Origin of the sequence: Pseudomonas sp. NPDC089741 (genome assembly GCF_044748825.1) — a bacterium.
Lineage (GTDB): Bacteria > Pseudomonadota > Gammaproteobacteria > Pseudomonadales > Pseudomonadaceae > Aquipseudomonas > Aquipseudomonas helmanticensis.
In genome coordinates this window covers 46,474-58,044 of sequence record NZ_JBIVGT010000036.1, presented here as the reverse complement: position 1 = coordinate 58,044, position 11,571 = coordinate 46,474, and the positions used below count along the sequence as shown (strand labels likewise).

At 57.4% G+C, this 11,571-nt stretch carries 13 protein-coding genes, 1 tRNA gene and 1 pseudogene; 8 read left to right on the top strand and 7 right to left on the bottom strand.

Translation table 11 applies throughout. The features are described from left to right. Together ACIPZE_RS24800 and ACIPZE_RS24795 are read left to right on the top strand one after the other, a co-directional pair. Positions 1 to 330, top strand: a 330-nt coding sequence (locus ACIPZE_RS24800) for a MerR family transcriptional regulator (RefSeq protein ID WP_400775931.1), incomplete at its 5' end; no start/stop codon positions are given. A gap of 89 nt (positions 331 to 419) precedes the next feature. Further along, a tRNA-Pro gene (locus tag ACIPZE_RS24795) sits at positions 420 to 496 on the top strand. A 79-nt stretch (positions 497 to 575) separates the two neighbouring features. On the opposite strand, the pseudogene ACIPZE_RS24790 reads toward ACIPZE_RS24795, so the two are convergent. Further along, a pseudogene (locus ACIPZE_RS24790) lies at positions 576 to 1,186 on the bottom strand (tyrosine-type recombinase/integrase); the annotation flags it as partial. A 115-nt stretch (positions 1,187 to 1,301) separates the two neighbouring features. Here ACIPZE_RS24790 and ACIPZE_RS24785 point away from each other — a divergent pair. From ACIPZE_RS24785 to ACIPZE_RS24770, 4 genes are all read left to right on the top strand, one after another. Next, positions 1,302 to 1,646 carry a superinfection immunity protein gene (locus tag ACIPZE_RS24785; protein ID WP_400775933.1) on the top strand — a complete coding sequence of 115 codons (345 nt, stop codon included), beginning with the start codon at positions 1,302 to 1,304 and terminating at the stop codon, positions 1,644 to 1,646. 148 nt (positions 1,647 to 1,794) lie between these two features. Beyond that, positions 1,795 to 2,799: a hypothetical protein gene (locus tag ACIPZE_RS24780; RefSeq protein WP_400775928.1), complete on the top strand. Its 1,005-nt coding sequence runs from the start codon at positions 1,795 to 1,797 to the stop codon at positions 2,797 to 2,799. A 29-nt stretch (positions 2,800 to 2,828) separates the two neighbouring features. After that, on the top strand, positions 2,829 to 3,218 hold the full coding sequence (locus ACIPZE_RS24775) for a hypothetical protein (RefSeq protein ID WP_400775925.1): 390 nt from the start codon (positions 2,829 to 2,831) through the stop codon (positions 3,216 to 3,218). Positions 3,219 to 3,251: 33 nt separating this feature from the next. Beyond that, on the top strand, positions 3,252 to 3,581 hold the full coding sequence (locus ACIPZE_RS24770) for a hypothetical protein (protein WP_400775922.1): 330 nt from the start codon (positions 3,252 to 3,254) through the stop codon (positions 3,579 to 3,581). Between the two features lie 145 nt (positions 3,582 to 3,726). On the opposite strand, the gene ACIPZE_RS24765 is transcribed toward ACIPZE_RS24770, so the two are convergent. Genes ACIPZE_RS24765 through ACIPZE_RS24755 form a run of 3 tightly spaced genes read right to left on the bottom strand, consistent with a single transcriptional unit; the run spans position 3,727 to position 4,642 of the window. Beyond that, entirely contained in the window at positions 3,727 to 3,915 is a 189-nt protein-coding gene (locus ACIPZE_RS24765) for a hypothetical protein (protein WP_400775920.1), read from the bottom strand. Between the two features lie 21 nt (positions 3,916 to 3,936). Continuing rightward, positions 3,937 to 4,320, bottom strand: coding sequence for a hypothetical protein (locus ACIPZE_RS24760; protein ID WP_400775917.1), 384 nt, complete (start codon positions 4,318 to 4,320; stop codon positions 3,937 to 3,939). Positions 4,321 to 4,372: 52 nt separating this feature from the next. After that, positions 4,373 to 4,642, bottom strand: coding sequence for a hypothetical protein (locus ACIPZE_RS24755; protein WP_129394678.1), 270 nt, complete (start codon positions 4,640 to 4,642; stop codon positions 4,373 to 4,375). Positions 4,643 to 4,936: 294 nt separating this feature from the next. Between ACIPZE_RS24755 and ACIPZE_RS24750 the strand changes: the two genes are divergently transcribed. Then, positions 4,937 to 5,863 carry an alpha/beta hydrolase gene (locus tag ACIPZE_RS24750; protein WP_400775914.1) on the top strand — a complete coding sequence of 309 codons (927 nt, stop codon included), beginning with the start codon at positions 4,937 to 4,939 and terminating at the stop codon, positions 5,861 to 5,863. A 469-nt stretch (positions 5,864 to 6,332) separates the two neighbouring features. Further along, the gene (locus tag ACIPZE_RS24745; RefSeq protein WP_400775911.1) at positions 6,333 to 6,704 is read left to right on the top strand and encodes a DUF6124 family protein; all 372 of its coding nucleotides are present in this window, start codon (positions 6,333 to 6,335) and stop codon (positions 6,702 to 6,704) included. Between the two features lie 589 nt (positions 6,705 to 7,293). Here the strand turns inward: ACIPZE_RS24745 and ACIPZE_RS24740 are convergent. The 3 genes from ACIPZE_RS24740 to ACIPZE_RS24730 all read right to left on the bottom strand — a co-directional run bounded on the left by ACIPZE_RS24740 (position 7,294) and on the right by ACIPZE_RS24730 (position 11,544). Further along, on the bottom strand, positions 7,294 to 8,745 hold the full coding sequence (locus ACIPZE_RS24740) for a curlin (protein ID WP_129394674.1): 1,452 nt from the start codon (positions 8,743 to 8,745) through the stop codon (positions 7,294 to 7,296). A 27-nt stretch (positions 8,746 to 8,772) separates the two neighbouring features. Then, positions 8,773 to 9,237 (bottom strand): curlin, encoded by a 465-nt coding sequence (locus ACIPZE_RS24735; RefSeq protein ID WP_283435862.1) that lies wholly within the window; start codon positions 9,235 to 9,237, stop codon positions 8,773 to 8,775. A 72-nt stretch (positions 9,238 to 9,309) separates the two neighbouring features. After that, positions 9,310 to 11,544 (bottom strand): Ig-like domain-containing protein, encoded by a 2,235-nt coding sequence (locus ACIPZE_RS24730; RefSeq protein ID WP_400775908.1) that lies wholly within the window; start codon positions 11,542 to 11,544, stop codon positions 9,310 to 9,312. Between the last annotated feature and the right edge of the window lie 27 nt (positions 11,545 to 11,571).

Genomic DNA, 11,571 nt, shown 5'->3' with positions numbered 1-11,571 from the left:
CTACCCGTCATCCCGGGCAAACGCTACTTCACCATTGGTGAAGTCAGCGAGCTGTGTGCCGTAAAGCCACACGTGCTGCGCTACTGGGAGCAGGAGTTTCCTCAACTCAACCCCGTCAAACGCCGCGGAAACCGCCGGTATTATCAGCGCCAGGACGTGCTGATGATCCGGCAGATCCGCGCGCTCCTTTACGATCAAGGTTTCACCATCGGCGGCGCACGCCTGCGCCTGTCCGGCGACGAGGCCAAAGACGACACCACCCAATACAAACAAATGATCCGGCAGATGATTGCCGAGTTGGAAGACGTGTTGGTGGTTCTCAAGAAATAAAAAGCTGCTTTTGAATACTTCCAGTTTTCAAAAGCTTGCGCTATATTCTTGAGCGCTCTTCGAGGTGAAGAGCGAGTTGCAAGACCAGTCGGGGCGTAGCGCAGTCCGGTAGCGCACTAGCATGGGGTGCTAGGGGTCGAGTGTTCGAATCACTCCGTCCCGACCATATTTTTCAATGACTTAGGCCAATGTTTGCAGCATTGGCCTTTTTCATGCACGTGACATTTGCGTGACTTCTCCATTTCTTACGCTTGCTTCCTCTTCAAGATTGTCAGCACCGGCCCACGTGAATCGGTTGCTGATACCATGTTCGCAACCTCAATCAGATGCCCGAGCTCAGCGCCCGAATAGTGGCTGGTGATGCTGCCGTTTTTGTGACCCAGAAGTGCCTTTCGGTCTTCCTCGGTTACGCCCGCCGCTCGAAGGCGACGGCCAAACGTGTGCTTCAAATCGTGAATCCAGATCGAAAGATAGCCAGGGTGAGCGGGGCGAAGGTTTTCCTCCTGCCAGAGTTTCGCCGCGCTCACCCGTGCCTTTTTCCAAGCCGAATCGTTCATGCGATGCAGGGCAGTGCCGGGAAAACCCATTCCTTGCTCAGGCCGCGCTGTTTATCAATGATCGACTTGGCAACACTGTTCAGCACCACCAGGCGCTCGTCGCCATTCTTCACGCCAGACCGTTCGTGTCTGCCGTCAATGTCCGCCGGGATCAGGAACACACTGGTGCCGAGCTCCGGCACCGAAATCTCCCAGTCCCACCTCAGCTCGCAAGCTTCCTGCTCGCGACAGCCGGTGTTCACCTTGAAAAGCGCCATCGTTTGCAGGTGAGCCGGCAACTCCCCGAAAAGAATCGACTGACGCACAGCGAAGCACTTGATGAAGAGCTTCATCGATGGGCTTGTAACTAGCTATAACGCTGCCTTTGGATAGTGATAAATTGCTGCGATCAATTTAGAGAGGTGAGTATTGGAAATGTTGGACATCGGAATGGCTATTGTTTTCCTCTTCTTGATGATCGCCACATATTTTTTGCCTTCATTCAATGCTTTCAGTCGAAAGCACCCGGAAAGATGGCCTATTTTTATGCTGGATCTTTTTCTCGGCTGGACCATCATTGGCTGGGTTGTTTCCCTCGTTTGGTCTGTCTCCTCAACACAATCTGCAGACACGATCCATGTTCAGCCTCAGCCTCAGCCTCAGCCTCAGTCTGAAGAAGACAAATATCAGAAGCTCGAAAGAATCGGTAGCCTGAAGGAAAAGGGCCTGCTCACTGAGAGTGAATTTGAGGCTGAAAAGGCCAAACTTCTGCAAAGCTAGAATAGAGTGAAAAGATCTCGTTCTATTTCTTTACTTTTAATGAGTGAGATCACAAGTCTTAAAAAGGATAGTTTCACGGTGTCAGTGATTCAAGCAAAGCTACGAGCTATGTTAATGTGCCATCACGTGATCATTATGGAGATTAGTGATGGGTTGGAAAGGGACTGTACGTTCGCTGCAAACGTCTGCTCGTCGATCAGAGCGCAACGCTCATCGCCGTCAGCGTGAGCTTGAAAAGCAACATAAAGAGTACGCAAAGATGGAAGCGCTGGAGCAAGCAGCGTATGAAGTTGAGGTGTACGAAAATCACGTAGACATCCTCCTTTCGATGCACAAGGAGTGTGCCGAACCTGTGAAATGGAAGCGACTGCTCTCCAATCATGAACCAATGCACCCTCTCAAGAGCGGTACTCTTGAGCAAGAAGCTACGCATGCTGCCGCTACATATCACCCCAATTTCTGGGCCCGGCTCTTTAAGCTAGAGGCTCGTCAGCGCGTAGCGCTGATAGGCAAGATTGGCGCCGCTCAGGCGGAAGATGAAAGGCAATATCAAGCTCTGATTGATGAATGGAAAACTGCTCATACTAATTGGACAGAGGAGAGGGACATTGCGACCCGTATCCTTGATGGTGACCGTCAGGCCAAGCTAGATGCCATCGAAGCTTTCGAGCCGTTTTCAGAAATATCTAACCTCGGCTCAGCTCTTCAGATGATTGTTCACGAAGGTGGTGTCCTGGAAGCTAAAGTCGCTATCCATGGCTCCGACGTGATTCCGACCGAAATCAAATCTCTGCTCAAAAGCGGCAAGCTGTCGACCAAAGCGATGCCAACTGGGCGGTTCAACGAGCTTCATCAGGACTATGTGTGCAGCTGTGCCCTGCGAGTAGGTCGGGAGTTGTTGGCAATCCTGCCGGACGATCTGGTTATCGTTACCGCACTGGACAATGTGCTCAACAGCTCGACAGGTCATATGGAGGAACAGCCACTGCTAAGTGTCGCGTTTTCTAGGACAACGGTTGACGGACTTAACCTCGAAACTATCGACCCGTCTGATGCGATGAAGAATTTCGTTCATAACATGAACTTCAAAAAGGGTGCTGGATTCTCGGCTGTTGCCGCCCTTGATGCTCAGCGCTTCGCCGTGACCGTATAAATGAATCATCTGAGAACCTAGAGAATTACATGGCGAATATGAAAAAAATTGGTTTGTACGCAGGCATATTGGGGGCCTTGGCGTCGGTGGCGGCGCTCGTCTTGCCGACTCAAGCGGTTTCGCAAAGCTCCAGCGGTAACAACAGTCCGGTCATTTCTGGCAACGGCAACAACGTCAGCTATCAATCTGTTTTTCCCGATCTTGAAACGATAAAAGCCCAGCGCCCCAACATCAGTGATCAACAATACGCCGCAATAAAACCCGGCATGACGTATGAGCAGGTACTGGATATCGTCAAGATTCCCGGGAAAGAGGCGGGTAGTAGCGGCAATAGGCAAGTTTATACATGGGGTACGGAAATTTACGTATACATGGTCGTAACTTTGGTGGACGGTAAGGTTCAGTCCAAGTCACATTGACGCGTTTATAAAATGTCTTCGAGTTCACTAACAATGAACAGCATTCCCCGCCTGAACGATCTCCTGGTCTCGCACAACTGCGTCATCTCAATCAACATCGAGATGCAGGATTTCAAGTACAACCTGTCGTTAACCATGTCGTCCTCCAACGATCCAGAAACAGCCGCTGTCACGGTAAAATTCCATGACGTCAGCGCACTGCACCTGAAAGGCTTCGGCGGTGGACTCACTCAACTCATGGACCTGATCGCGACTCGAATCGACAATGGTCTCGACAGAATCAGATATGAGCTGAGGGACGTTGAAGAAGAAAAAATCTCGTTCTACTTCTTCAGCTTCAGCACAACTGTTCAAAAGGTATGAACATGCGGAATTTAACAGGATCCTCGCGCCAACTGCAGGCGCGCATTCAGTGACGATTCACGCCTCGCCACCGACGCATTGTCGGTATTGCGCTGCTCGTTGGCTGGGCTGTCGGGCTGGTGGTCCATCCCGGCCAATATCTGCTTTATCCCGCTATATGCGGGATCATCACCTTGTTCAGCTGCATGGATAGCGCATCGAAATAAACGACTTTTCCAGCGCCTTCGCTGATGCGCCGGCAGGGGCCATTTTCACCGTTGAGGTCTAGCGACTTGATCGCCTGACTCACATAAAAACCCGCCTCGGCGGGTTTTTTCTGTCTATTGATCCGCATAACCCCTCAGGTAGTTTTGCCCTAGGTCTTTTGCGCGGCATCGATGCAAAGCGAGTAATACGTCTCCTGAAATTCAGCGATCAGGTCCTTCTGCATCTTGACGTTCGGTTGCTGTGGAAACTCATAGGCTTTACCGATCAGGCTTCGGTACAAGCTCCCCACATATTCGTTTTCTTTTCGTGCGTTGTCGGCCAAGTCCAGCGCTGTTTTGAGGGGCAGGCCTTCTTGTCTGGCCTTCATGATTGCTCCGGCGGAGTTTTCTACTCGTTTGCACTCTTCCAAAAGCTCGTTGGGCACATTGGCGCTGTTAGCCGCAAGGCTGGTGAACATTAGCGTTGCTGCTACAAAAACTCGTTTGATCATGACGCGCCATCCCTGATTTAGAGCCTGAACTTTACCATTCATGGCTCAGCGCCACCATCTGCCGAGTTCGCTCACGTTATATGCCTGGGAGAATTCACTGCCCGGACTTTTTCACATCTTTTGAATCACTCGAGCTGTCGGCATCCTTCTGCGTCTCATGCGACTCAGCCCCTGAGTTGGAACCCGAAGCTTCTTCTCCCTTCTTGTCCGCTTTTTCTTCTTTCGACTCCGACCCGCCCTGATTCACCCCCGGAATAGCGGTCGGCGGTACCGAGGATCCGCCGGTTTTTTCCACGGCAAGGGCGAACAGCGGGCAGATCGAAATCAGGCCAGCCAGCCCGATTACAGCCATTTTATTGTTCATGAGAGAGTCTTCCGAGCAAAGGCATGTACTGCATTGGAAGAACCCAAAAGCTGATCGTGCGAGTCATCAGACCGGCGGCATCCCCAATCGGACTATTCAGGCGCGCAAAGCGCAGCATTCGCCAAGGCATGCCCCCACTGAGCTGGCGGCGCAGGTGTTTGCGGCCATCGCCGCGAAACGCTTTTTGGGTGTTGTCGCACAAGGGCTTTGAAGCGGCACTACCGCTTCGTGTACAAAGCATCCTCGAAGAATCCAACCCACAGTTTCAAATGTCCGATGTTAAGGAAGACGTCCATGCCAGTCGATAAACAGATCGCCCCGATCCTCCAGCAATTCAGCGAGCTGCCGGCACCCGATTACAGCCAGCTCGATGCCGCACAATACCGGCAGTTTTTCGACAGCATGCAGCCGGTCATTCCTGGTGAACCGATGTTCGAAGTGCGCAATCTGCGCGTCGCCGGCGCCGTCGGTGAACTCGATGCGCGACTGTATCGTCCCTCGGAAAAACGCGAATTACCGCTGTTGGTGTATTTCCACGGTGGCGGTTTTGTCGTTGGCAACCTCGATACCCACGACAATCTTTGCCGCTCGCTGGCGCGCCAGACCGAAGCGGTGGTGGTGTCGGTGGCTTATCGTCTGGCGCCGGAGCATCCATTCCCGGCAGCACCGCTGGACTGCTATCAGGCGACCTGCTGGCTGGTTGAACACGCGGCCGAACTGGGCGTTGATGGCAGCCGTCTCGCCTTGGCCGGGGACAGCGCGGGCGGCAACATGGCGCTCGCGGTCAGTCAGTGGGCGGCGCAGCACCAACGGCCGAAAATCAGCTACCAGTGCCTGTTCTATCCGGTGACCGACGCACGTAACGACAGTCCGTCCTATGCGGAATTTGCCGAAGGGTATTTCCTCACGGCGAACATGATGGACTGGTTCTGGCAGCAATATCTGCCAGAGGCCGGGCAGGGGGATGATCCGCTGGCCTCGCCGTTGCGCGCTGCAAGCCTGGCGCAGATGCCGCCGACCACGTTGATCACTGCCGAATTCGATCCGCTGCGCGATCAGGGCGAGGCGTTTGCCCGGCGCTTGCGCGAGGCTGGCGTGAGCGTCCGTGAACAGCGTTGCGACGGCATGATTCACGGGTTCATCAGCATGGCGCCGGTGGTCGAGCGCGCCGCGCAAGTGCTCTCCGAGGCCGCCGCCGATTTGCGTGGGGCGCTCATCTGACGCACTCCAACTGAAAAAACAAAACCAGTGCAGGAGCAAAGCTTGCTCGCGAAGGCTTCAGGTCAGTCAGCAAAGATCTTGCGGGCTTAATTGCTTGCTGTCGTGAGCAAGCCCACTCCCACCCGGAGCCTTGTCCGTGACGGAATGTTTAAAACTTGTTTCAAATTTGTCGAACCTTCCCACAATGTTTTCAGGTTGTCCGTCGGACGTCCGGCCTCTAGCCTGTGTTCGTCGCTGCCAAATCAGCGATCGGGCATGGAAACCCGAAGACACGAGAGAGCGAATCGGCCTTTCATAACGTATGCTTGCGCACTTTCATTGTGTGCACTCTGTTATGGCGGTTGTGCGCGGGAGACATTCGTGTCTGCCGGGTTGCTCTCTCCCGGATTTCCAGCCTGCGTACAGCTGCCACCCATTTTTCCTGGAAGTCGAATGGGCCAGCTGAAACTATCAATGAGAGAGATTCACTATGAAAAAACCAACACCCAACCCCCCAGAATCAGACACCAACTCCACATCCCCCTACGCCTCAGTCGACAGCAAAAAACTCCACGAAGCCGCCGACCGCGCCCTCGATTTCTACCTCAATCCCGCCACCCGCATCATGTCCAGCCGCAACGAGCCGGAGCCGATGTACCTCGCCAATCCCAGGTACAACACCGAATCCCTGCTCGCCAACGCCAGTGAAACCCTCGGCTCGGCCAGCGAAATGCTGATCAACTTCGCCGCCTCGCTGGAAACCTCACAGCGCAAAACTGCACTGGGCATCGCACAAGTCGTCATGTTGGGCGAACTGGCGGTGAATCAAGCGCTGGATCACGTCGAGTTGAAGGATGGCTGATTGATCGTTCCCACGCGCAGCAAAGGAATGCAGCCCTTGAAGCTCTGCGACAAATTCGCGAGCTGGAACGCGGAGCGTCCCGAGAGGCATTCCCACGCAGAGCGTGGGAACGATCAAGATACAAAAAAACCGTACCTCCACGGGAAGCACGGTTTCTTGTGTTGAGACGAGGAACCGATCTTAACCGGGGTCGCGTCGAGGGTACTCCTGACGCGCATGCAAGATGCTCACAATCTCAATGGGGTCCGCCACTTGATAAACGACGAGATAGTTCGGGCGGGCACAGTGGGTCGATCAAGGACGGGTCGATCATAGAACCTCCGGGTTTGGTGTCTCGAAGCCTATTCGTTAACGGTATCGCTGCCGTCGCTGTCTGGATGAATTGCATGTAGGCCAAGCTCCATGAAGATCAAGTTGTCCCGGTAAATCCTAGAGCCTGCACTTCCGACGGCCAACCGCCAGAACTTGTCAGAAAACTCCCCGAATTTCTGAAAACGTTGCGTTTTTCGTAGGACGCAATTCAAGCGTCAGCGCAAAAAAAACCGCGATCCCCCTCACCAGAGAATCGCGGCCCATCCACACCCAACCCCTACTGCTGCAAAACCGTCGCCTGGTTAGCCGAGCCAAATTGCTGAATATTCGCCGTTTGCGTCATCCCGCTCTGATCGACATTGGCAATGTTCCCCGTCCCGCCCTGGGTTACATACGCCACGTTCATCGTATCCGCCTGTTTCACCGTGATCATGTTGTCGCTGCCATACAACTGCGCGGTGTACGCCTGGTTGCCGGACCCCGACTGATCAAACTCGGCGCTGTTGCCCGTGCCGTTCGATGAGCCCTGCACCAGGTTGCCGGTGCCGCGCTGATCGGAGATCAAGAGGTTGTCGCTACCGTTCTGATCAAAATACAGCTCGTTATACGACTCAGCCTGACTCACGGTGGTTTTGTTGCCCGTGCCGGTCTGATGCGTGGTCATCACGTGCCCGACGCCATCCTGAGTGAAGCTGGCAACGTTGCCATTCCCTGCCTGAGTCACCGTCGCACGCTGGTTGCTGCCGAACTGGCCGCCCGATTGCGGGCCTTTCCAGTTGCTCGCGTAGACCTTGTTGTCGTTGCCCACGGAGGTGGCGCTGAGCACGTGGCCGTCGCCACTTTGATAGGTGTAGTGCACGTTGCCGTTGCCCACCTGGTATAGCGCCAGCGTCGAGTTGACCGATTCGAACTGGTCGGCGTAGATCGCGTTAGTGTTGCCGACCTGGGTGACGGCGGCGTTATTGTTTTCGCCGAAGCTTTGGTCGACCACGGTTTCGTTGCTGTCGCCGTATTGGTTGACGGTGGCCTGGCTGGCGAGTTGGCTGTCTTGCCAGATTTCACTGCCGTTGAGGTTGCCGAACTGGTTGATGGTGATGTTGCCGCCGGTGCCGTTGCGCTGGTCGCCGTAGGCGTAGTTGTTTTCGCCGGCCTGGTTGATGCCGATCTGCCCGCCGTTATGAGTGACCTGTTCGGCGGTGCCGTAGTTGGCGGTGCCGTATTGGGTGATCACCGAGCTGTTGCCGCTGCCTTCATAGAGTTGTTCGATGTTGGCTTCGTTGCTGTCGCCGAACTGGAAGGTTTTGCCTTCGCTGCCGTTCTGCGAGTCCTGATAGATGAACGAGAAGTTGCCGCTGCCTTGCTGCTGTTGCAGCGCACTGTTTGGTGCGCCGAAACCCAGCGACTGGCTGGCGTGGGCGGTGTTGAAGGCGCCGACCTGTTGCTGGGTGATGGTGGCGTTGTCTTCGTAAAGCTGTTCGGCGTAACCGGCGTTGTAGTCGCCGACCGCGTCCTGGGTGATCACGCTGCTGGCGTGGTCTTGCACGGCGGCGGCGTCGTTGCCCTGGCCCAGTTGGGTCTGGGTGGCGGTGCTGAACGGCGCTTGGGTCTGCTTCACGTCCGCGATGTTGGCGGTACCGGCCTGACTCTGGTTGGACAGGCTGTCGTCGGCCATGGCCTGGGCACTGATCATGACCAGGAGGGCGGCGGTGAGGGGCGTCAGTTTGAACATGATGATCTCTCCGATGATTTGCAGTGCTTAGCGATATTGCTTGACCGAAACGCTCATGCCGTTGCCCGACTGGGTCACGGCGCTTTGCAGCCCCGTACCGGCCTGCTCGATGCTGGCGTCGTTGTTGTTGCCGTTTTGCGAAATCTGCGCGCGGTTGTGGCTGCCGTTCTGGATGATCGAGGCGGCGTTGCCGGAACCGTTCTGGTTGATCAGCGCCATCAGGTCGCTGCCCTGTTGCAGGATGTACGCCTCCTGATTGCTGCCCGACTGCACGATCTGCCCGAGCAGCGACTGACCGTTCTGTTGCAGCAGGGCGACGTTGGCCTGGCCGAGCTGATCGATCAGGGCTTGCTGACCCACGGGTGGGGGCAGTTCGCCGAGGTCGCTGCTGGTCGGGGCCAGGTCGTCGTTGTCCATCAGGTCGTCGGCGCGCACGCCCGCGCTGCTGCACAGCAGAAGCAGGCAAAGCAGGGCGGCGGTCGGCGTGTTCATGGCTCAAATCCTGTCAGGCGTTAACCGGTTCGAAGTCGGTTCCGGCCACCCGAAAGTGGCCGGGGATCAGGCTTACAGCGTGGTCACCGAGACCGTGCGCACGGTGCCCTGGGAGGAGCGGATCGTCGCGGTCGGGTTGGCCGATGGCACTACCGTCGTGTTGTTCAGCGTCAGCCGCCAGCGACCGGTCACCGGTACGGTGGTGGTGCCGAGGGTGACCAGCCCGGTCGGGGTGGTGACCTGCACAGTGATAGTGTTGCCGGTGGTCACTGACGAGGTGCCAGTGAAGTCCCAGTTGAAGCGCCCGCCGGAGCGTGCTTGCACCGTCGACGCGGTGACGGCGAAGGTTTCCGCCGCTGGCCGTGGCGACACTTGCACCGTGACCGTGGCCGGCGTCGACAGGGCGCCGAAGCTGTCCCGGGCGATGTAGGTGAAGGTCGTGGTGAACGCCGTGGTCACGGTGGCCGGTGGGGTGTAGGTGATCACCGTGCCGTCAGTGCTGACCGTGCCACGGCCGGCGGCCGGTTGGGTCAGGCTGGCGACGCCGAGCGGCACGTTGCCTTCCGGATCGGTGTCGTTGGCCAGGACGTTGATCGGAATCGCCACACCCAACGTGGCGACGCTGTCGGCGACGGCGGTCGGTGACCGGTTTGGCGCGACGCTGATCGTCACGGTGGCCGCCGTGGTCGAGGCCAGGCCTTTGGCGTCCTGCGCTTTGTAGGTGAAGGTGGTGGTCAGTGGCGCGTTGACCACCGCTGGCGGCGTGTAGACCACGGCGGCGGTGCCGCTGAGGGCGACCGTGCCTTGGCCGGCAGCCGGTTGGGTCAACGCGGTGATGCTCAGCGGCGTGTTGCCGTCGGGATCGCTGTCGTTGGTCAGCAGGCTGAGGGTGATCGGCACGCCAAAGCTGGTGCTGCCGGTGTCGGCATTGCTGATTGGCGCCTGGTTTTCACCGGTGTCCGGCGCAGTGCCGACCACGACGACAGCCTCGGTATCACTGCCGCCGGCGGCGGATTTCACTGTCACGGTAGCGGGTGGCTGGGTCAGGTCTGCGACGGTAATGCGCTGCAGGGTGCCGGTTTTCGACAGGCGTCCGTAGCCTTGGGCAACCATGTCCGGGATCGCTACTTCATCGGTCGATGTCGCTTCGATCAACAGGCTGTGATTGGCCCAGCTGTAGCGTGCGGTCTGGATTTTCACCACATCGGTGAGCTTGGCCGAAACGGCGGTCGGCCGCGTGGTGCCGGCCGGATTGGTCGCAGTCACGACGACGACCGAAGGCAGCGTACCGTTGCCCAGGCGCTGACCGAAAAACAGACCAGTATTGTCACCCGTCAGGCTGGTCTGGCACGGCGTTGGTGGCGGGCCGGGCAGCAGCGCGACGGTTTCGCGAAAGCACAGCGTCGAACTGGTGTCAGCCTTGGCGAACACTTCGGCACGCACACCGGCCGAGGTCCGGCGATAGGTGGCGCGGTCGATGTCGACATGGGTTTGCTGACGGCTGTCGAGCACCTTGCCGGCGACCGTGAACAGGGTGGTCTGAATGGTCCCGGCGCCGGACGGCCCGACGATGCGCACGAAGTTAGTGTTGAACGGGCTGCCGGTCACCGCTTCGGTGAGGTTCGGGTCGCCGACGAAAGTTTCGACCCCGCCGGTGTCCGGGTTCACTTCGGTGTAGGGGCCGTTGAGGCTGCGCAGGAACGGGCCGATGGCGCCGTTGAGCGTGCCGCTGAAATCGCCCGGCGCACCGATGCCGATGTCCTTGGTGATGTTGATCGCGCGCCGTCCCGGGGTGGTGACATTGACGGTTTCGACGCCATACGGGTGGGTGATGACGTAGGTGCCAGCCACGGGAACGTTCACCCGAATGCGGATCCGCGCGAAGCTTTGCTGATCGCCATCCACCGGGTTTTCCGAGGCAAACGCCGCTTCGATCCCGGCAACATAAGCGTCCATGCCATAACCGGCGCCGTTGTTGGGGATATTGGTTTCGGCGAGGAACCAGAAGGCTTCCGGCGGCCAGTTGTCGGGGAACACCATCGGCAGGCTGTCGTCGTAGATGCCCGGTTCTGCCAGCAGGGTGCACATGTAGGCGGGTGGCGTGGTGACGCCGACGCGCGAACTGGCGGCGCGCGACTGGCACAGCTCCATCGACAGGTTATTGCTGTCCTGGTACCACATCGGGAATTTCCCGGTGGCAAAGGTGTAGGGGCCGGGGTCGACGGCGGCGAGTTGCGCATAGGCACTGCCGGTCAGCGAGAGAGCGAGCCCGAGCGCGTTGAGCGCAAAGCGTGGCCACTTGTTCATGATGCCTCCTGATGCGGATCTGGGCAT